Source organism: Kitasatospora cathayae, from assembly GCF_027627435.1.
Classification (GTDB): domain Bacteria; phylum Actinomycetota; class Actinomycetes; order Streptomycetales; family Streptomycetaceae; genus Kitasatospora; species Kitasatospora cathayae.
In genome coordinates this window covers 925,411-944,934 of the sequence record NZ_CP115450.1, presented here as the reverse complement: position 1 = coordinate 944,934, position 19,524 = coordinate 925,411, and the positions used below count along the sequence as shown (strand labels likewise).

General features: G+C 70.4%; 16 protein-coding genes. 3 read left to right on the top strand and 13 right to left on the bottom strand.

Translation table 11 applies throughout. The annotated features are described in order from the left end of the window. Positions 1 to 2 precede the first annotated feature (2 nt). Complete coding sequence (locus O1G21_RS04390; protein WP_270140935.1) at positions 3 to 2,123, top strand: hypothetical protein; 2,121 nt, start codon at positions 3 to 5, stop codon at positions 2,121 to 2,123. Then, positions 2,120 to 3,187, top strand: coding sequence for a hypothetical protein (locus tag O1G21_RS04385; protein WP_270140933.1), 1,068 nt, complete (start codon positions 2,120 to 2,122; stop codon positions 3,185 to 3,187). Before O1G21_RS04390 ends, O1G21_RS04385 begins: the two co-directional genes overlap by 4 nt. Positions 3,188 to 3,487: 300 nt before the next feature. Here O1G21_RS04385 and O1G21_RS04380 read toward each other — a convergent pair whose 3' ends face one another. The 7 genes from O1G21_RS04380 to O1G21_RS04350 all read right to left on the bottom strand — a co-directional run bounded on the left by O1G21_RS04380 (position 3,488) and on the right by O1G21_RS04350 (position 12,817). Then, on the bottom strand, positions 3,488 to 4,162 hold the full coding sequence (locus O1G21_RS04380) for a response regulator (protein ID WP_270140932.1): 675 nt from the start codon (positions 4,160 to 4,162) through the stop codon (positions 3,488 to 3,490). Continuing rightward, positions 4,159 to 6,711 carry an ATP-binding protein gene (locus O1G21_RS04375; RefSeq protein WP_270140930.1) on the bottom strand — a complete coding sequence of 851 codons (2,553 nt, stop codon included), beginning with the start codon at positions 6,709 to 6,711 and terminating at the stop codon, positions 4,159 to 4,161. Before O1G21_RS04375 ends, O1G21_RS04380 begins: the two co-directional genes overlap by 4 nt. Before the next feature lie 171 nt (positions 6,712 to 6,882). After that, on the bottom strand, positions 6,883 to 7,500 hold the full coding sequence (gene kdpC, locus O1G21_RS04370) for a potassium-transporting ATPase subunit KdpC (RefSeq protein ID WP_270140928.1): 618 nt from the start codon (positions 7,498 to 7,500) through the stop codon (positions 6,883 to 6,885). Between the two features lie 13 nt (positions 7,501 to 7,513). Then, positions 7,514 to 9,607: a potassium-transporting ATPase subunit KdpB gene (kdpB, locus tag O1G21_RS04365; protein WP_270140926.1), complete on the bottom strand. Its 2,094-nt coding sequence runs from the start codon at positions 9,605 to 9,607 to the stop codon at positions 7,514 to 7,516. Beyond that, entirely contained in the window at positions 9,607 to 11,268 is a 1,662-nt protein-coding gene (kdpA, locus tag O1G21_RS04360; protein ID WP_270140924.1) for a potassium-transporting ATPase subunit KdpA, read from the bottom strand. Before kdpA ends, kdpB begins: the two co-directional genes overlap by 1 nt. A gap of 2 nt (positions 11,269 to 11,270) precedes the next feature. Further along, the gene (gene kdpF, locus O1G21_RS04355; RefSeq protein WP_037830997.1) at positions 11,271 to 11,360 is read right to left on the bottom strand and encodes a K(+)-transporting ATPase subunit F; all 90 of its coding nucleotides are present in this window, start codon (positions 11,358 to 11,360) and stop codon (positions 11,271 to 11,273) included. Between the two features lie 326 nt (positions 11,361 to 11,686). Then, positions 11,687 to 12,817: a universal stress protein gene (locus tag O1G21_RS04350; RefSeq protein WP_270140920.1), complete on the bottom strand. Its 1,131-nt coding sequence runs from the start codon at positions 12,815 to 12,817 to the stop codon at positions 11,687 to 11,689. 316 nt (positions 12,818 to 13,133) lie between these two features. Here O1G21_RS04350 and O1G21_RS04345 point away from each other — a divergent pair, with 316 nt between their 5' ends. Next, positions 13,134 to 14,687 carry a Na+/H+ antiporter gene (locus O1G21_RS04345; protein WP_270140918.1) on the top strand — a complete coding sequence of 518 codons (1,554 nt, stop codon included), beginning with the start codon at positions 13,134 to 13,136 and terminating at the stop codon, positions 14,685 to 14,687. Between the two features lie 317 nt (positions 14,688 to 15,004). On the opposite strand, the gene O1G21_RS04340 is transcribed toward O1G21_RS04345, so the two are convergent. The 6 genes from O1G21_RS04340 to O1G21_RS04315 all read right to left on the bottom strand — a co-directional run bounded on the left by O1G21_RS04340 (position 15,005) and on the right by O1G21_RS04315 (position 19,501). Continuing rightward, on the bottom strand, positions 15,005 to 16,684 hold the full coding sequence (locus O1G21_RS04340; protein ID WP_270140916.1) for an FAD-dependent oxidoreductase: 1,680 nt from the start codon (positions 16,682 to 16,684) through the stop codon (positions 15,005 to 15,007). Beyond that, the gene (locus O1G21_RS04335) at positions 16,681 to 16,965 is read right to left on the bottom strand and encodes a UBP-type zinc finger domain-containing protein (protein ID WP_270140914.1); all 285 of its coding nucleotides are present in this window, start codon (positions 16,963 to 16,965) and stop codon (positions 16,681 to 16,683) included. The genes O1G21_RS04340 and O1G21_RS04335 overlap by 4 nt, the downstream gene beginning before the upstream one ends. 82 nt (positions 16,966 to 17,047) lie before the next feature. Next, positions 17,048 to 17,944 (bottom strand): alpha/beta hydrolase, encoded by an 897-nt coding sequence (locus O1G21_RS04330; RefSeq protein WP_270140912.1) that lies wholly within the window; start codon positions 17,942 to 17,944, stop codon positions 17,048 to 17,050. Further along, positions 17,941 to 18,360, bottom strand: a complete 420-nt coding sequence (locus tag O1G21_RS04325; RefSeq protein ID WP_270140911.1) for a nuclear transport factor 2 family protein — start codon at positions 18,358 to 18,360, stop codon at positions 17,941 to 17,943. The genes O1G21_RS04330 and O1G21_RS04325 overlap by 4 nt, the downstream gene beginning before the upstream one ends. Beyond that, complete coding sequence (locus O1G21_RS04320; RefSeq protein ID WP_270140909.1) at positions 18,360 to 18,815, bottom strand: nuclear transport factor 2 family protein; 456 nt, start codon at positions 18,813 to 18,815, stop codon at positions 18,360 to 18,362. The genes O1G21_RS04325 and O1G21_RS04320 overlap by 1 nt, the downstream gene beginning before the upstream one ends. Then, on the bottom strand, positions 18,812 to 19,501 hold the full coding sequence (locus O1G21_RS04315) for an EthD domain-containing protein (protein WP_270140907.1): 690 nt from the start codon (positions 19,499 to 19,501) through the stop codon (positions 18,812 to 18,814). Before O1G21_RS04315 ends, O1G21_RS04320 begins: the two co-directional genes overlap by 4 nt. Positions 19,502 to 19,524 lie beyond the last annotated feature (23 nt).

Here is a 19,524-nt window from a genome sequence, read left to right as displayed (position 1 = left end):
ACATGGTGTCCTTCAAAGAACTGCACGAGGCGGACTTCTCCGGGATCAGCGACGCCGCCGACGCGTGGTCCGGCGTCGCAAAGTCCCTCACCTCACTGGACGACCGGGTCACCAAGGACCTCACGCCCACCGCCCAGCGGGCCGGCTGGGAGGGCACGGCCGCCGACGGCGCGACCAAGGTGCTCCAGGGCATCGACGGCGACTTCAAACAGGCCTCGAAGGTCGCCACCGCGCTGGCCTCGATCATGAAGGCCGCCGCCGAGGACTTCGCCGCCGCCCGGCGCGAGCTCGACACCGCGATCCACGACGCGCAGACCGACAAGATGACCGTCACCGCGGACGGCGTCGTCAACTGGACCCTGCCGAAGGAGGCCCGGAACGACACCGACAGCGCGACACTCGCGCAAGAGCTGAGGACCAAGGCCGAGGCCATCCAGACCCGCCTGACCAAGGCCGTCGAGAAGGCCGCTGGCGCCGACCAGCGGGCCGCCGCCGCGCTCCGGGGCGACATCGGCACCAGCACCACGTCCTTCAACCCCGCTCCTTACGGCGGCGGCCCGGTCGCCGACGCCAACCGGGCCAAGACCCTGCTGGCCAAGGCCGACGACCTCACCCCTCCGGAGCTGAAGAAACTCCAGGACCTCCTGGCCGCCAACGCGGGCAACAAGGACTTCGCCACCACCCTGATCAACGGTCTGGAGTACCACGGCAAGACCGGCCAGGACGCCCTCCTGGCGTACAGCGGGATCTATGACGGCCTCGCCCACGGCAAGCGCCACGCCCACGACTTCCAGGCCGTCCTCGACGGCCTGTCCGTCTCCCTCGCCACCGCCACCCACGACGGCGGCATGGGCAAGGACTGGGAGAACCAGCTGCTGGCCGCCGCCCGGCGCCGCGACGGCGCCGACGGGTACAACACCAACTACCCGGCGCTGACCGCCCTGATGGGGGCCAAGGGAACGTTCGACAAGGCCTTCCTGCTCAAGGTCGGCAACGACCTGGTCGACTACGAGCGCGGCAGCAAGGACAAGGGCGAGGACCTCTGGGGCCCGAAGTGGACCGGCCGCCCCTACCAGACGGACCCGATGGGCGGCCTGACGAACGCGCTCAGCCGCAACCCCGAGGCGTCGAAGGACTTCCTCGACCCCGGAAAGGGCAAGAACCTGGACTACCTGCTGCACGAGCGCAAGTGGCCCGACCAGGAGAAGGCGCAGAAGGCGCCCTCCGAGCAGACCGCCTCGCGCACCGCCTTCGGCTACGCCCTGGAGGCGGCCACCACCGGCCGCGATCCGCACGGCGATCAGCCCGTCGTCCGCCCGCACGACAGGGTCATGTCGCAGATCATGGACGAGACGATGAAGTCGTTCGCTGGCTCCGGCCCCGGGGACAAGACCTCCCTTCCCGCCGGACTCCGCCGGCCGATGGCCGACATGATCGCCGACTACGCCGCGGACATGCACGAGATCCTCGGCAAGGAGAAGCTGTACGGGCCTTCCCAGCCGGACGGCCTGACCGTCACCTCCGACCAGCTTCTGCGCCTCATCCGAGGCGCCGCGGAGGACCCGTCGTCCTACGCCGTCATCCACAGTGCCGAGACCCAGGAGATCGCCCACCGGCTGGACCAGCTCGACCGCGACGCCATGACGCCCGACGTGACGGGCCGCGCGAAGCCTCGACTGGAGTCCCTCGTCCACCACTCTGCCGCGACCCTCGGCGCGCTGGACGCAGTGTTCGCCGACGCGGCGCTCGACCATGCGGACGCCGACAACAAGACCGTGGACTGGCAGGCGAAGATGACCTATCACGCGATTGGCGGGGTCGTGGGCTTTATCCCGGAGTTCGGGGATGCCGCGCAGCGCTTGGTCGACGTCGGGACCTCGATGTGGGCGGACTCCGCCAAGGGAGAGATCGACACCCACCTCAAGGGCAACCTGAGCTCCCACTTCTCGGCCGGACGGCAGCAGCTGGACGCGATGCTCAATTACAAGCTGGTCGAGTCCGGATACGACCACTTCGCGCTGGACGGCGACGGCAGCGTCCCCGATCAGCTCAAGCGAAGCGCGGGGAGCGCCTACAACACCGGGATCGACAACACCTACCGCACCGTGTTCGGCAGGGCGTGAGCGCCGTGGAAACCGACGAGAAGAACGAGCCGGCCGACGAGCTCGACGGGGCGGGCGGTCTACGCGAGCTCACCCCGGGCGCCCTCCGGGCGTGGTTGGTGGTGGTGCTCGCCCTCGCCTCGATCGGGGCGGGAGGGTTCGCGCTGAACCGGCTGACGAACGTCGGCGGGCCGGACAGCGTGTGCGATGGGGTGGCTTCGGCGGACCAGGTGCACGACCTCCTGGGGTCAGGTCGGATCAGTGAACACAAGGACCAGCGCTACTCGCTGACGGAGAACTGGAGCGGAAACAACTGCGACGCCACCGTCAGGTCCGGCCTGTTCGAGACCTCCGAGAAGACCGTGCACTTCACCATCCGCCGCGGCACCGATGACGGCCCGGCCGAGTTGGCCGCGTCGGACGCCCGGCTGTTCCCCGGTGGCTCGGTCACCCCGACGGCGGCGTGGGCCGTGCTCCCCGAGGGTTGCGACAAGGGTGTGCGGGCCGAGGTGACCACCTACGAGGAGGGCCACGACGTGAAGGGCCACGACGAGGAGCGGGCCCGCTTGGCCGTGTCGTTCGCCAACGCGACGGCCAAAGCGCGCGCGTGCGGGGACCGGAAGATCGCGGCACCGAAGAGCCTGTCGGCGAAGGGGGCCGAGACGGACCCGGACTGGGCAAGCCTGTGCGGACTGCCCGGGTTCGCCCCGGCCAAGGACCCGAGGATCCCGAGCACCCCGGTGACCTTCCGGCAGCAGGTCACCACCGCCTCGGACCCGATCTGGTTCTGCACGATCACCGATGGGTCGTCGTCCCTGAGCCCGCAGATCTTCGCGATCACGACTGAGCCGCAGGCCACCACCGTGGCCAGACGGCCGAACGACAACACAGGCACCGTCGGGCGGGCCCAGTGGGTCGCGCACGGGACGCTCATCGCCACCTGCCGGGGCAAGGACGTCTACTTCACCGTCATGGGTGGGTCCGACCCGTCCTCCCGCACACGGTTGTTCCCCGACCAGGACGGCCTGGTACGACAGTTCCTCACCGTCGGCGGCAAGGCGATCGGCTGCGAGCCGATCCTCTAGCTCTGGCTATAAAACTGCCGTACATCGGTGGCACACGGATCTCCGACTATGACGGATTCCTGCCATGCCCGCTTCATCGCAACAGCAGCAGGACTGCCAGGCCCAGCGACGCCTGGCGGTCCTGCGGCACGCCGAGGAAAATGGGTGGTCACATGCAGCCTCTGAGCAGGCAAAACGTCGAAGTCCTGCTGGAGTACCAGGCTGTCGAGGCCGGCCCGGAGGCGGATGCCAAGCGCGCCGCTCAGCTGGCCGCCAAGGGCAACAAGCTGACCGGCCCCGGATCGGGGTCCCGTGGGCGGGTCAGGGCTCGTAGCGGTAGCCCATGCCAGCCTCGGTGATCAGGTGGCGGGGGTGGGCGGGGTCGGGTTCGAGCTTGCGGCGCAGGCCCGCGAGGTACACGCGCAGGTAGTGACGCTGCTTCTCGGCGGTTGGGCCCCAGACCTCGCGCAGGATCTGCCGGCCGGACACCAGGTGGCCCGGGTTGGCCAGCAGGAGGGTGAGGATCTTCCACTCGATGGGGGTGAGCCGGACGGGTCCGGACGGTCCGGTGGCGGTGGTGGCGTCCGTGTCGATCTCGTACTCGCCGATCCTGGGGTTGTGCTCGCGGACGAGGCGGGACGGCCTGCGCAGGACGGCCCGCAGCCGGGCGAACAGCTCGTCGGGGTCGAACGGTTTGGTGACGTAGTCGTCGGCGCCGGCGTCGAGGGCGCGGATCATCTCCTCGGGCTCGGTGCGGCCGGACAGGACGATGATCGGCACGTCGAGGTGGGCGCGCAGGTGCCGGAGGACGTCGATGCCGTCGAGGTCGGGAAGGCCGAGGTCGAGGAGGACGGCGTCGGGCGTGTCGCGTTCGGCCGCGTCGAGTGCCGCCCGGCCGCTGTTCGCGGTGAGGACCTCGTACTGGCGGGCGCGGAGGTTGAGTTGGAGGGTCCGTAGCAGGAGTGGATCGTCGTCGACCAGGAGGATGCGGTTCACTGCTCCTCCTCGACCGGTGTGGTGGCGTGGGGTTCGTCGACGGCAGCGGGCAGGGTGAGCAGCATGGTGGTGCCGCCGCCGGGGGTGTCCTCGACTTCGAGGGTGCCGCCCATGGCTTCGGCGAGGCCGCGGGAGAGGGCGAGGCCGAGGCCGACGCCGGTGGTGTTGTCGGTGTCGCCGAGGCGTTGGAAGGGGAGGAAGACCCGGTCGCGGTCCTCTGGGGCGATGCCGGGGCCGCGGTCGACGACGCGGACCTCGACGTGGTCGGCGTGGCCGCTCGCGGTGACCAGGACGGGCGCGCCGGGGGCGTTGTGCCGCAGTGCGTTGGCGATGAGGTTGGCGAGGACGCGTTCTAGCAGGGGCGGGTCGGCGAGCACGGGCGGGGCGGTGTCGAGGTCGAGGGGCTGGACGGCGGCGTCCGGGTCGGCCAGGGAGTCCATGGCCCGGGGCAGTACCTCGTCGAGCTGGGTGGCTTCCAGGTTGAGGGTGAGTGCGCCGGCCTGGAGGCGGCTCATGTCGAGGAGGTTGTCGACCAGTGCGGTGAGCTTGAGCAGTGACTCATTGGCCATGGTGAGGAGTTCGTCGCGGTCGGCGGGTGCGAACTCGACGTCGGGGCTGCGCAGTGAGCCGACGGCGGCGAGCGCGGCGGCGAGCGGGGTGCGCAGGTCGTGGCTGACGGCGGCGAGCAGGGCGGTGCGCATTCGGTCGGCAGCCTTGATCGGCTCGACCTCGGCGGCGGCGGTGGCGAGGCGGTCTCGTTCCAGTGCGGCGGCGATGTGCGCGGCGAAGGCCGTCAGGACGCGTTGGTCGGCGGCGGAGACCCGGCGTCCGGCCAGGATCAGCAGCGCGTCCGGTCCGGTCGGCAGTTCGGTGACGGTGCGGTCCGCGGCCGGTTCGCCGTCGGTATCGCTGCGGGCGATGGTGCGGCCGCTGCGGTCGAGCAGGGCGACGGAGTCCAGGCCGAATGCGGTGCGGGTCTTGTCCAGCAGGGCGGGCAGGGCGTCGGCGCCGCGCAGCACGCTGCCGGCCAGGGTGGAGAGGGCCTCGGCCTCAGCGGTGGCGCGGGCGGCTCTGGTGGTGAGGCGGGCGGCGTGGTCGACGACGGTAGAGACGGTGAGGGCGACGATCGCGAAGACGATCAGGGCGATGAAGTTGTTGGTCTCGTCGATGGTGAAGGTGTGGACGGGCGGGATGAAGAAGTAGTTGAGCAGCAGGGAGGCCACCAGCGAGGCCAGCAGTGCCGAGGTCGCACCGCCGAGCAATGCCACTGCCACGACGCCGAGTTGGAAGATCAGTGCGTCGGTCGTGAGGTTGACCGAGGTGTGGAACCGGGACAGTACGGCCGTCAGCAGCGCGGGCACGATCAAGCCCGAGGCGAACCCGGCGATGGTGCGGCGCCTGGAGTGGCGGCGACCGAGCGAGGGCAGTCGGCCGCGGCCGGTGAACTCGTGGGTGACCATGTGGACGTCGATGTCCTCGGAGGCGTCCACGGTGGTCTGCCCGGTGCCGGGGCCGGTGAGGAAGCGGTTGATCCGGCCTCGGCGGCTGGTGCCGAGCACCAGCTGGGTGGCGTCGTGGGCGCGGGCGAAGGCGAGCAGCGCGGTGGGGATGTCGTCGCCGACCACGACGTGGTAGCTGCCGCCCAGGTCCTCCACCAGTTGCCGCTGCTGGGCGAGCGCACCGGGCGAGGCGCCGGCCAGGCCGTCGCTGCGGGAGACGTGGACGGCGAGCAGCTCGCCGCCGGCGGTGCGGTCGGCGATCCGGGCGGCGCGGCGGATGATCGTCTCGCCCTCGGGGCCGCCGGTCAGCGCCACGACGACGCGTTCGCGGGTCTCCCACACGCGGTCGATGTTGTGGGTCGACCGGTAGTCACGCAGGCCCTCGTCCACGCGCCCGGCCACCCACAACAGGGCGAGTTCCCGAAGTGCCGTCAGGTTGCCGACCCGGAAGTAGTTGGAGAGCGCGGCGTCGACCTTCTCCGCCTTGTAGACGTTGCCATGGGCCATGCGTCGACGCAGCGCCTGCGGGGCCATGTCGACGAGTTCGAGCTGGTCGGCTCGGCGGACGACCTCGTCCGGGACGGTCTCGCGCTGGGGGATGCCGGTGATCTTCTGGACGACGTCGTTCAGCGATTCCAGGTGCTGGATGTTGACGGTGGTGATGACGTCGATCCCGGCGGCGAGCAGTTCCTCGACGTCCTGCCAGCGCTTGGGGTGCCGACCGCCGGGGATGTTGGTGTGCGCCAGCTCGTCCACCAGGACGACGGACGGGCAGCGGGCGAGCACCGCGTCGAGGTCCATCTCCTCGAACTCGGTGTCCCGGTAGTGTCGGCGGACACGGGGGACCACCTCCAGGTCGTCGAGCATCCCGGCGGTGTGCTTGCGCCCGTGGGTCTCGATGAAGCCGACGACCACGTCCGCGCCGCGATCCCGCCGCCGGTGCGCCTCGTCCAGCATCCGGTACGTCTTGCCGACGCCGGGAGCCGAGCCGAGGTAGACCCGCAGCCGTCCGCGGCGGTGCACGGTGCCGGGGGTGAGGTCAGGGGACATGGGCGTTGCGCTTTCTGACGAAGGGCGGCCGGTATGGGCGTGCTGTCGACTTCCACGCGGAGAGGTGAGGTGCCCCCGCTGGACGGACGGGGAAAGCGGGCGACCGACCCGGAAGCGGCAGGTGTGTCCACCGCGCCCGGGTCGGTCCCGATCCTCAGTGTGCCGAGGAGATCACTTCGCCTCGCTCACGGCCTTGTTCAGCAGGACGACATTGACGCCTTCCTGGCCGAGGAAGCCGAGCGAGCGGCCCTCGGTGTACTTGTCGACCAGCTGGTTCAGCGTGTCCGCCGGCAGGCTGCGCTCCTTGGCGACCCGGTTGACCTGCTCCTTGGCGTAGGCGACGGAGATGTGCGGGTCGAGGCCGGAGCCGGAGGCGGTCAGCGCGTCGGCCGGGACGCTCGCCGGGTCGACGCCGTCGAAGGCGGCGACGGCGGCGCGGCGGTCGTTGACGGCCTTGAGCAGGTCGTCGCTGTTCGGGCCGAGGTTGCTGGCGCCGGAGTTGTCGCCTGCGTGGTTGTTGGCGGAGGGCCGGGGCTGGAAGAACTTCGGGTCCGGCTTGGGCTCCTCCTTCGGGTCGTCGGGGTTGACCTTGGGCAGGTTGTAGTTCTGGCCGAGCAGGCTGGAGCCGACCTCCTTGCCGTCGGCCTTCACGATCGAGCCGTTGGCCTTGTCGCTGAAGACGGCCTGGCTGATGCCGGTGATCAGCAGCGGGTAGGCGATGCCGCACAGGACGGTCATCACCAAGAGCGCCCGCAGCGCGGTGAGGTGGGTGCGCACGATGGTGGGCATTGTTCTCGTTCTCTCAGCTCAGGCCGGGGATGAACTGGACGATCAGGTCGATCAGCTTGATCCCGATGAAGGGGACGACCAGGCCGCCGACGCCGTAGATCCCGATGTTGCGGGCCAGCAGTGAACTGGCGTCGGCGGGGCGGTACTTCACGCCGCGCAGGGCGAGGGGGATGAGGCCGATGATGACCAGGGCGTTGAAGATGATCGCGGAGGTGATCGCGGACTGGGGGCTGTGCAGGCCCATGATGTTGAGGTGGCTCAGGCCCGGGTAGACCCCGGCGAACATCGCGGGGATGATCGCGAAGTACTTGGCCACGTCGTTGGCGATCGAGAAGGTGGTCAGCGCGCCGCGGGTGATCAGCAGCTGCTTGCCGATCTCCACGATCTCGATCAGCTTGGTGGGGTTGGAGTCCAGGTCGACCATGTTGCCGGCCTCCTTGGCCGCCATGGTCCCGGTGTTCATCGCGACGCCGACGTCGGCCTGGGCGAGCGCGGGGGCGTCGTTGGTGCCGTCGCCGGTCATCGCGACCAGCTTGCCGCCCTCCTGCTCCTTCTTGATCAGGGCCATCTTGTCCTCGGGCGTGGCCTCGGCGAGGAAGTCGTCCACGCCGGCCTCCTGCGCGATCGCCTTGGCGGTCAGCGGGTTGTCGCCCGTGATCATGATGGTCTTGATGCCCATCCGGCGCAGCTCGTCGAAGCGCTCCCGCATGCCCTCCTTCACCACGTCCTTCAGGTAGATCACCCCGAGGACGCGAGGAGCCTGGTCACCGTTTTTCGCGGCCACCACCAGCGGCGTACCGCCGGCGGCGGAGATGCCGTCCACCAGCTGCGCCACGTCCGGCCCGACCGAACCGCCGTTGTCGGTCACCCAGTTGGCGACCGAGCCGGCCGCACCCTTGCGGACCTGCACACCGTCCACGTCCACGCCCGACATGCGGGTCTGGGCGGTGAACGGGACCCAGGTGGCGTGCGCGAGCTCGCCCTGGGCACGGGCCCGCAGACCGTACTCGGTCTTGGCCAGGACCACGATCGAGCGGCCCTCGGGGGTCTCGTCCGCCAGCGACGACAGCTGCGCGGCGTCCGCCAGCTCGCCGATCTCGACGCCTTCGGCGGGCAGGAACTCGGCGGCCTGGCGGTTGCCCAGGGTGATGGTGCCGGTCTTGTCGAGCAGCAGGGTGTTGACGTCGCCGGCGGCCTCGACGGCGCGCCCGGACATCGCGAGCACGTTGCGCTGCACCAGCCGGTCCATACCGGCGATGCCGATCGCGGACAGCAGCGCGCCGATGGTGGTCGGGATCAGCGCCACGATCAGGGCGACCAGGACGATCATCGACTGCGGGGCACCCGCGTAGGTGGCCATCGGCTGCAGGGTCACCACGGCGACCAGGAAGACGATGGTCAGCGAGGCCAGCAGGATGTTGAGCGCGATCTCGTTCGGCGTCTTCTGCCGGGCGGCGCCCTCGACCAGGGCGATCATCCGGTCGATGAACGACTTGCCGGGCTCGGAAGCGATCTTCACCACGATCCGGTCGGACAGCACCTTCGTGCCACCGGTGACGGCGCTGCGGTCACCGCCGGATTCGCGGATGACCGGCGCGGACTCACCGGTGATCGCCGACTCGTCCACGGACGCGACACCCTCGACGACGTCACCGTCGCCCGGGATGATCTGCCCCGCCTCGACCACCACGTGGTCGCCGAGCCGCAGCGCCGTGCCCGGGACCTCCTCCTCGTCCTGGGTGGCCGGCCAGTTGGTGAGCCGGCGGGCGACGGACTCGGTCTTGGTCTTGCGCAGGGTGTCGGCCTGGGCCTTGCCGCGGCCCTCGGCGACGGCCTCCGCCAGGTTGGCGAAGACCGTGGTGAGCCAGAGCCACACGGTGATGGCCCAGGCGAAGACACTCGGGTTGGCGATCGCGGAGATCGTGGTGACGACCGAGCCGACCTCGACCACGAACATGACCGGGTTCTTGACCATCACCCGGGGGTCGAGCTTCTTCACCGCGTCGGGGAGCGAGGTGACGATGAGCTTGGGGTCGAGGAGGCCGCTCTGGACCCGGTGGGGGGTCGTGCTGTGGTCGACCGGTGCGGGGTTGTGGGTGGTGGACATCAGGAGAGACCTTCTGCGAGCGGCCCGAGGGCCAGGGCCGGGAAGTAGGTGAGGCCGACGACGATCAGCACGACGCCCGACAGCAGCCCGACGAACAGCGGCTTGTGGGTGGGCAGGGTGCCCGGGGTGGCCGGGACCGGCTGCTGCTGGGCGAGCGAGCCCGCCAGCGCCAGCACGAACACCATCGGCAGGAACCGGCCGAGCACCATGCACAGGCCGAGCGCGGTGTCGTACCAGTCGGTGTTGACGGTGATGCCCGCGAACGCCGAACCGTTGTTGTTGCTCGCGGAGGTGAAGGCGTACAGCACCTCGGAGAAGCCGTGAGCGCCCGAGTTGAGCATCCCGGCCCGCTCACCCGGCAGCGCCATCGCCACACCGGTACCGACCAGCACCAGGGCCGGCGTGGTGAGGATGTAGAGGGAGGCGAACTTCATCTCCCGGCCGCCGAGCTTCTTGCCCAGGTACTCGGGGGTGCGCCCGACCATCAGACCGGCGACGAACACCGCGACCACGGCGAGGATCAGCATCCCGTACAGGCCGGAGCCCACACCGCCGGGAGCGATCTCGCCCAGCATCATGTTGAAGATCGTGACACCGCCACCCAGCGGGGTGAATGAGTCGTGGAAGGAGTTCACCGCGCCGGTCGAGGTCAGCGTCGTCGAGGCGGCGAACAGCGTGGAGGCGGCGATGCCGAAGCGCTGCTCCTTGCCCTCCATCGCGCCGCCGGCCGCCTGCAGGGCGGTGCCGTGGTGCTGCGACTCGGCGAAGGTCAGCAGGGCGACCGAGGCTACCCAGAACAGTCCCATCACGGCGACGATCGCGTAGCCCTGACGGTTGTCGCCGACCATCCTGCCGAAGGTGCGCGGCAGCGCGAACGGGATCACCAGCAGCAGGAAGATCTCCAGCCAGTTGGTGAAACCGGTCGGGTTCTCGAACGGGTGCGCCGAGTTGGCGTTGAAGAAGCCGCCGCCGTTGGTGCCCAGTTCCTTGATGACCTCCTGGGAGGCCACCGGGCCGCCCGGGATCTTCTGGACGTCGCCGGCCAGGTTGGTGACCTCGTGGAAGCCGTGGAAGTTCTGGATCACGCCGTTGGCCACCAGGACGAAGGCGAGCACGACCGAAAGCGGCAGCAGCAGGCGCAGCGTGATGCGGGTGAGGTCCACCCAGAAGTTGCCGACCCGGTCGGTCCTGTTCCGCATGAAACCGCGGATCAGCGTGGCCATGACGGCGATGCCGACGGCCGCGGAGACGAAGTTCTGCACCGCCAGGCCCGCCATCTGCACCAGGTGGCCCATCGCGGACTCGCCGCTGTAGGACTGCCAGTTGGTGTTGGTGACGAACGAGATCGCGGTGTTCCAGGCTTGGTGGCCGTCCATCTGCTGGACGCCCAGGTTCAGCAGCAGGAAGGTCTGCAGGCGGATCAGGCCGTAGAGGAAGAGCACCGAGACGGCCGAGAAGGCCAGCACCGAGCGCAGGTACACCGGCCAGCGCTGATCGGCGTCACCGTCGACGCCGATCAGCCTGTAGATGCCGCGCTCGACTCTGAGGTGCTTGGCGGTGGTGAGGAGCTTGGCGATGTAGTCGCCAAGGGGGCGGTAGCACAGGGCCAGCGCGCCCACGAGTGCGAGGGCCTGCAGCCAGCCCGCGAGAGTGGCGCTCATGATCAGAACTTCTCCGGGAAGATCAGCGCGACGACGAGGTAGCCGACGAGCGCGACGGCGACGATGAGACCTGCGAGGTTCTCGGCGCTCACAGCTTCTCCACCCCCTTCGCGACCAGAGCGATGACGGCGAACACGGCAACCGTGAGGCCGACGAACACGAGATCGAGCATGAGTTCCACCAGGTGGGGGATGTGGGGGACGCCGCAGGCACTGGCCGAAGGCGTGCGCGGCACCGGCGGAGGAACCGGCAGAGGGCAGCAAACCAGCCGTATGGAGCGCGTCATAGTTTCCTGACGCCTTCCATACGGGTGATTCGGAACCTTGACGCGGCTTTGACGGCGGCGTCATGCGGGCGAGACCAACGGTTGTCCGAAACGTTTCCCGCAGGCGGCGCGCCCTGGCCGGAAAGGTCGTGGTCAATCCTCTTCGCGAGGCTTCCGGCGGTGCAGAAACCGGCCATGGGCGGCTTCGGCATGGGTGACGACGTAGACGTCGATGTCGTCACCGGAGCCCTCGATGATGGTCTCGCCGGTGCCACGACCGAAGAGGCCCTTGAGACGGCTGCGGCGGGTGGCGCCGATGACGATCTGGCTGGCGTTGACCTGCCGGGCGAACGCCAGGACAGCCTGCGCCGGGTCACCAGCGGTCACCGTGTGCCAGCTCCCGCCGAGACTCTCCACCAGGCTGCGCTGGTGGGTCAGCAGCTGCGGGGACGCGCTGGCCAGCCCGTCGTCGCGGGTGACGTGGACGGCGAGGAACTCGCCACCGGCCCCGCGGGAGGCGGTGCGCTTGGCCCGCCGGATCAGGGTGTCGCCCTCGGGCCCGCCGGACAGTGCGACCAGGACGCGTTCCCGAGTGCCCCATGGCTGCTGGATGCCGTGGTCGTGGCGGTAGCGCAGCAGGGCTTCCTCGACCCGGTCGGCCGCCCAGAGCAGGGCGAGCTCCCGCAGGGCGGTCAGGTTGCCGGGGCGGAAGAAGTTCGTGAGCGCTGCGTCGACCCTCTCCGGCGGGTAGATGTTGCCGTGCGTCATCCGCCTGCGCAGGGCCTCGGCGGACATGTCGACCAGCTCGATCTGGTCGGCTCGGCGGACCACGTCGTCGGGGATCGTCTCGCGCTGGCGGATGCCGGTGATCCGCTCCACGACGTCGTTGAGTGACTCCAGGTGCTGGATGTTGACCGTGGAGATGACGTCGATTCCGGCCTCCAGGAGTTCCTCCACGTCCTGCCAGCGCTTCTCGTGCCGGCAACCGGGGACGTTGCTGTGCGCCAGCTCGTCGACCAGTGCGACCTGCGGGCGACGGGTGAGCACCGCGTCCAGGTCCATCTCGGTGAAAGCACACCCCCGGTACGGCACGGTCCGGCGGGGTACGGCCTCCAGGCCCTCGGCCATCTGGCGGGTCAGCGGTCGGCCGTAGTCCTCGACGTACGCGATCACGACGTCGGTCCCTCGTGAGGCACGCCGCTGCCCCTCGGCGAGCATGTCGTACGTCTTGCCGACCCCGGGAGCGGCCCCGAGGTAGACCCGCAACCGGCCGCGAGGCATCATCGCCGTCCTTCCCGGCCGCCCGGTGGAACCCGGTACGGCTCGGACGCCTCCGCCGCGGGTGAGTCCCGCGGCTGACCACCTTCGTCTCCATGGTCGTCCTCGCACGTACGGAGCCGCACCGGGAGGCCGGCTGCGGCGCTCGCGCCCCGTGCGCGCCGACCGTGCTCCCGGCGACGTGGGGATGTGCCCTGCCGCGCCCCGCTAATGTCCCGATAAAATGACCGCGGGTGTGCCGGGAAGCCTGGTCGGCTCGGGGGACGACTGCGGCGAGCGTGCGGCAGTGACCCCGCTCGTCGTGATGAGGTCTTTTCCACCGATGCGCGTTGTCGGGATCGTTCTCGTCCTGGTGGTTCTGGCCACGGCCGTGGCCACTTTCGCCCGGCGCCTGCGGGTACCCGCGCCCTCGTTGCTGGTCCTGGCCGGTGTCGGGGTCGCGCTGATACCCGGTGTCCCCGCGCTGCACGTCCCGCCGCAGATCATCGGCATGGTGGTCCTGCCGCCGCTGCTGTACGCCTCGGCCGAGGAGCTGTCCCTGCGGGACCTGCGGACGGTGTGGCGGCCGGTGACGATCCTCTCCTTCGGCCTGGTCTTCGCCTCCGCCGCCGCTGTCGGCTTCACGGCCGTCGCCGTGGCCGGACTACCGCCCGCGATGGCCTTCGTCCTCGGTGCCGTGCTGGCCAGTACCGACCCGGTGGCGGTCACCGCGCTCGGCCGCCGACTCGCCCTGCCCGGGCGGGTCCAGGTCTTGGTGCAGGCCGAGAGCCTGTTCAACGACGCCACCTCGCTCGTCCTGTTCAAGGTCGCCGTCGGCATCGCGGTGGCCGTCGGCGCCTCGGTGAGCATGCCCGCGGCCGGCGGGGAGTTCCTGCTGCTCGGCGGCGGCGGAAGCCTCGTCGGCGCCGCCGTCGCGGGCCTGGTCTGGCTGGTGCGCCGCCGTACCACCGACCCGGTGCTGGAGACCGTGATCGCCCTGGTCACCCCGTACGCCGCCTACGTGCTCGCCGAATCCGTGCACACCTCCGGCGTCACCTCTGTGGTGGTCGCCGGGGTCCTGCTCGGCCGCTCCGGTCACCGCCTCACCGACGCCCACATCCGCCTCCAGCTGCACGCCGTGTACGCGGTGGTGGTGTTGCTGCTGGAAAGCGTCGTCTTCTCCATCGTCGGTCTGGAACTGCCGACGCTGGTCCGGGACCTTCCGGCCGGCACCGGACTCTGGCCGCTGCAGGCACTCGCGCTGGCCGCCGTGCTGATCGCGGTGCGGGTGCTGTCCACGCTGCCGCTGACCCGCGCGATCAAGCCCACCCAGGGCCGCGGCCGACTGTCCTGGCGGGTCGCCGGGGTGGTCACCTGGGCCGGTACCCGCGGCGTCATGCCGCTGGCCGCCGCCCTGTCCATCCCACTGGTCACCGACGACGGCACCAAGCTCACCGGACGACCGCTGGTCCTGGTGCTCACCACCTCGGTCGTCGTGTTCACCCTCGTCGTCCAGGGCCTGACCCTGGCCGCCGTGGTCAACCGCTCCGGCCTCGCCCTCGAACCCGAACACACCGCCCGCGAGGAAGACGACGCCCGCGACGCCCTCAACCGCGCCGCCCTCGACCACGTCGACCACCTCGCCACCCTGGAGGCCATGCCCGACACCGCCCTCGACCGGGTACGGCGCGGCCTGAACGCCCGCCTCGACCGCACCCCCGAAGCCCCCGACGGAAGCACCGCCGACGCCGCCTACCGGCAGCTGCGCCACGAGGTCATCGCCGTCCAGAGCACCGAGCTGCACCGTCTCTACGACGAACACCGCATCAGCGACACCACCCGCCGCCGCCTCCAACACGACCTCGACCGCGAGGAGGCCGCCCTCGGCACCCCGTGACCCGTCGGCCTTGCGGCAGGGGAGGTCAGCGGCGTCGTCGAGGTGGGAACACCGAGGTGAGCGTCGCGCACACGGTGGCCCCGAAGAGGAGCCCACCCCACGGTGCCGCACCAGCAGGGCGGTGCATCACCATCCCGCAGACGAAGAGGCTGATCCCACCGCACACGAGGAAGAAAACGAAGGCTCGAAGCGCCGACCGCCACCTGTGGCGGGCCATCCCTGAGGTCACGGAAGGGATTATCCACATGAGGCGGCAGGTGCCGGAGCCGGCCCTGCCAGAGGGCGCCGTGCGTTCATCGCCGGACATCGGCAGTGCGTCAGCCGTGCGACCGGTAGCGGTGGATGAGGGCGACGGCCATGGCGCCCTCGCCGACGCCCGAGGCGACGCGCTTGATCGAGTGGGCGCGCACGTCTCCGGCCGCGAACACGCCCGGGACACTGGTCTCCAGCAGGAAGGGGACGCGTCCCGGCGGCCAGGAGACCGGCGGTTCGCCGGAGCTCATGAGGTCGGGCCCGGTCAGGACGAAGCCGCGGTCGTCGCAGTCCACGACGCCGTGCAGCCAGTCGGTGCGGGGCCGCCCCCCGATGAAGGTGAAGACGAAGTTGACCGGCTCCACGGTCCTACGGCCGGCAGCGTCGTCCAGGAGCGTGATGTATTCCAGCCGGTCCCCTCCGTCCAGCGCGAGGACCCGGGTGGTGAGGCGCACCTCGATGTTCGGCGCCCGGCGGATCTCGTCGACGAGGTACCGGGACATCCCGGCCTCCAGCGAGTCACCCCGTACCAGCACGGTGACCCTCGCCGCGTACCGGGAGAAGTGGATGGCGGCCTGTCCGGCCGAGTTGGCGCCGCCGATGATGTGGACGTGGTGCGAGATGCATGAACTGCTCTCGGTGGTCGCGGCCCCGTAGTACAGGCCCGCGCCCTCGAACCGCTCCGCGCCTGGCACCTCCAGGCGGTTGTAGGAGACCCCGGTGGCCACCAGCACGGTCTCGGCGCTGATCTCGGAGCCGTCGGCCAGCGTGAGGATCCGGGCGGGGTCGGCCCGTCGCAGCCCGACGACGTCCACCGGGTGGAGCAGTTCCGCGCCGAAGCGGGTGGCCTGGCTGACCGCGCGCCGGGCGAGGTCGCCGCCCGACAGCCCGGCGGGGAAGCCCAGGTAGTTCTCGATCAGGCTCGACGTCCCGGCCTGTCCGCCGGGCGAGTCGGCGTCCAGCAGCAGCGTGGACAGGCCCTCCGAGGCCGCGTACACGCTGGCCGCGAGGCCGGCCGGGCCGGCGCCGACGATCACCGTCTCGTAGTGCGGTCGGGACGCGGTGGTGGCCAGGCCGAGGCGGTCGGCGAGTTCGGCGGTGCCGGGAGCGGAGAGCGGTGCCCCCTCGGGGAAGACCACCAGTGGCAGCCCGGCCTGCGGGTGTTCGGCCAGCAGTAGCAGGGCCTCCGGGTCGGTTTCCGCGTTCAGGAAGCGGAAGGGCGCGCCGTTGCGGGTGAGGAAGTCCCGTACGGAGTGCGTCCCGGCGGAGACGGGGTGCCCGACGACGCGGATGCCCCGGTAGATGGGACGGTACGCGGCGGCCCAGTCGGAGAGCAGGTCGTCCAGCACGGGGAAGAGCCGCTCGGCGGGTGGGTCCCAGGGTTTCATGAGGTAGTAGTCGAGCCGCACCCTGTTGATGGCGGTGATCGCGGCCTCGGTTTCGGCGAACGCGGTGAGCAGCACGCGTTTGGCGTCCGGGTAGCGGCTCACGGCCTCCAGCAGGAAGTCGACGCCGGTCATGTCCGGCATCCGCTGGTCCACGAGGAAGAGCGCCGGGTCCTGTGAGCGCTCGTCCAGGGCGTCCAGGACGCTCAAGGCCTCGACGGCGGACGAGGCGCTCAGCACCCGGTAGTCGTCGGCGTACGCGGAGCGCAGATCGCGGCGGACGGCGCGGAGCACCTGGGGATCGTCGTCCACCGCGAGGATCACCGGCTTCCGGGCCGCGTCGGTCGCGGAGGCGGTCATTCGACGGAGTCCAGGAGGAGCCGGTCGGGGAAGCACCAGATCCAGCCCTCGCCCGGCTGGTGGGAGGCGATGAGGGGGTGGCCGGTCGCCTCGTAGTGGCGGCTGGCGTGCTTGTTCGTCGAGGAGTCGCAGCAGCCGATGCGGCCGCACGTCAGGCAGCGGCGCAGGTGCACCCAGACGGCACCGGTCGCCAGGCACTCCCGGCAGGAGGCCGGTTCGGCAGAGTCTGTGGGCTCGACGGGCTCGACGGCGATCGCGTCGAGGTGGGAGCAGGTGAGCATCGGAGGTCCTTCGGGGTGAGGGACGTTCGGGGTGCGGGGAACCCCAGAGGTTCCCCGCACCCCTGACCGGTTGCCGGATGACTCAGGCGAGCGTCTCGGCGAAGTGGCGGGCGGCGAGGGTGGCGGCCTCGTCGACGGTGGACTCCCGGTCGTAGAAGTCGAACTGCGTGCCCTCAGTCCAGACGAGGCTCTTCGGGCCGCCCAGGTCGGCGTGGAACTTCTCCGCGCCCTGCGGGATGGCCGCGTCATGGCTGGTGACGATCAGCGTCGGCGCCGTGATCCGGGCCGCTGCGGGGTGCGGGTCGAAGGTGAGCCACTGCGGCCAGGACATCACCGCGAACCGGTTGTCCCAGGCCGGCACGGCTCCGCGCTGCGCGTCCAGGTAGTAGTCGAAGGGGCCGAACATGGCGGCCGCGGGGTCCGTGGTGCTCACGGCCGGGACGTAGTCCACCGGTTCGCCCAGCTCGTACCGGTCCCGCGCGGCGAGCCCGAGGTCCGTCTTCTGCCGGACGCCCTCCGCGCCGCCGTAGATCTCGCGGACCAGTGCGGCGTCGTGCAGCCACGGCGCGACCAGCGCCAGGCTCCGCACGCGCGGGTCGTTCGCGGTGTTCACGGCGGTGTACCCGGCCCCGGCGCAGATTCCCAGGGCGCCGATCCGGTGCGGATCGACCTGGGCGTGCCGGCCGAGGAAGGTGATGGCGCTGTGGACGTCGCGGATCTTGCGGGCGGGCGACTCCAACTGCCGGGGCTGGCCGCCGGACTCGCCGTAGCCGGCCGGGTCGAAGGTCAGCGCGTGGAATCCGGCCTCGGCCATCCGTCGGGCGTACGCCGCGGCCATCTGCTCCTTGACGGTCGTCCAGGAGCCGAGGACCACGACCGCCGGTCCGCGGCCCCGGTTGGAGGAGCGGTACAGGGTGCCGACGAGCTCGGTGCCGTCGCTGTCGAAGATGACGCGCTCGGCGTGGACGGCCTCGGTCATACCGCCGCCCCCTTGATGGCGCGCAGGATCTGCGAGGGGTCGGTAAAGGACTTCCAGCGCACGATCTTCCCGTCCCTGACGGTGAGCCACTGGATGAACTCGATCTCGAACGCCATGCCGGTCTTCCTGACGGTGGACCGCTCGTAGAGGACGCCCATCGCCTGCTCGCCGTCGACGACGAGCTCGATCAACTCCTCCTTTCCGAGCTCGACCAGGCCGGCGAAGACGCCGAGGCTGTCCTTGACGGCGGCCTTGCCGCGCAGGGTGCCGATCCACGGCATCGCGTCGTTCCAGTCCGGCACCGGGGTGTAGTTGATCCACTCGACGTCGTCCGCCAGGTAGTTCAGCGCTCGCTCGAAGTCACCGCTGGTCAGAGCGGCGAACCAGCCGGTGGCGATCTCCCTCGTCGTGCTCATCACTTGGTCCTCTCCAGGATCTGCCGGTTGCCTTCGGCCCACACGGCGGTCATCGTCAGTCCGTCGATCCGCCACCCCTCCGCCGTACGGCGGAGCGTGAACCGGTAGTGCCCGCCCAGCGTCCACAGCGGGCCGCCGAGCGCGTTGGGGAGCAGGTGCGTGGCCTGGAAGTCGGCCGTGGCGACGGCGGTGGCACCCTCGATCCGCACCAGGTGGTTGGTCAGCAGGTGCTGCGTGGCGGTCAGGTCGGAGAGCAGGCCGCACCAGGCGGCGATCAGGTCCTCCGCCGTCAGCTGTGCCGGGTCGCCGCCGTTGAGGCTGGTGTAGTCGACCAGGACCTCGTCCGTGAAGACGTCCGTCCGCAGCCGGTCCCATTCGCGCTTGTCGGTGTGCCAGCACATCCGGGTGCACACGTCGACGATGTCGAGTCGGTCGCGGAGCCCGTCGCCGGTCATGCGCCGGTCTCGCGGCCCAGGATCCAGTGCTCCTCCAGCAGGAGGGTGTGGACGTACCGGGGTTCGGCGATGCGGCCGAGGTCGCCGAGCAGCGCCCGGTACTCGGGGGTGCTGCGGGCGGTCTCGTAGGCCCGCACGTCGTCGAACCAGAGCTGGTACGCGGCGTCCAGGACCGCCTCGCCCACCCCGTAGAAGGCGTCGCGGGTGTGGTTCTGGACGTACCGGCGCAGGCCCGGGACCTTCTCGGCGAGCGGAGCGTGCCGGGTCAGGCTGTCGGCCCGGAAGTCGGCGAGCGGCAGGCCCTCGCGGCGCTTGACCAGGATCATCACCTTGATCGCGGGCACCCCGCCGGCGCCGGGCGCGAGCACGTGCGCGTCGGTGTCCAGGACGACCGTGCGCCAGAACGCCGCCCAGCGGGGCTCGTCGAGGCGAGCGCCCTCCAGGAACTCCGGGCTCTGCAGCGAGGCGAGCTGCTCCTGCTCGTTCTCCAGCCAGATCTCGGCGACCCCGCTCCACAGCGGGTCCGCCTCGTCGTCGGGCCGCGCGACCCGGGTGTCGACGCAGTACCGCTTGATCTGCGGGATCTTCGCGGCGTACCGGACCGCGTGCTCCTCGATCCAGTAGCGCTGGAACTCCCGCTCGGACATCCCGGGCTTCGGGTGGGCCAGGATGATCTGATGGATCACTTCTCCTCCTTCGGACAGGTGCC

Coding starts and splice junctions, on each gene's coding strand:
- O1G21_RS04335 (WP_270140914.1), bottom strand. CDS start 16,965: ATGCTCACCTGCTCCCACCTCGACGCGATCGCCGTCGAGCCCGTCGAG.
- kdpB (WP_270140926.1), bottom strand. CDS start 9,607: ATGTCCACCACCCACAACCCCGCACCGGTCGACCACAGCACGACCCCC.
- O1G21_RS04320 (WP_270140909.1), bottom strand. CDS start 18,815: ATGACCGGCGACGGGCTCCGCGACCGACTCGACATCGTCGACGTGTGC.
- O1G21_RS04330 (WP_270140912.1), bottom strand. CDS start 17,944: ATGACCGAGGCCGTCCACGCCGAGCGCGTCATCTTCGACAGCGACGGC.
- O1G21_RS04375 (WP_270140930.1), bottom strand. CDS start 6,711: ATGTCCCCTGACCTCACCCCCGGCACCGTGCACCGCCGCGGACGGCTG.
- O1G21_RS04350 (WP_270140920.1), bottom strand. CDS start 12,817: ATGATGCCTCGCGGCCGGTTGCGGGTCTACCTCGGGGCCGCTCCCGGG.
- kdpC (WP_270140928.1), bottom strand. CDS start 7,500: ATGCCCACCATCGTGCGCACCCACCTCACCGCGCTGCGGGCGCTCTTG.
- kdpA (WP_270140924.1), bottom strand. CDS start 11,268: ATGAGCGCCACTCTCGCGGGCTGGCTGCAGGCCCTCGCACTCGTGGGC.
- O1G21_RS04340 (WP_270140916.1), bottom strand. CDS start 16,684: ATGACCGCCTCCGCGACCGACGCGGCCCGGAAGCCGGTGATCCTCGCG.
- O1G21_RS04390 (WP_270140935.1), top strand. CDS start 3: ATGGTGTCCTTCAAAGAACTGCACGAGGCGGACTTCTCCGGGATCAGC.
- O1G21_RS04325 (WP_270140911.1), bottom strand. CDS start 18,360: ATGAGCACGACGAGGGAGATCGCCACCGGCTGGTTCGCCGCTCTGACC.
- O1G21_RS04345 (WP_270140918.1), top strand. CDS start 13,134: ATGCGCGTTGTCGGGATCGTTCTCGTCCTGGTGGTTCTGGCCACGGCC.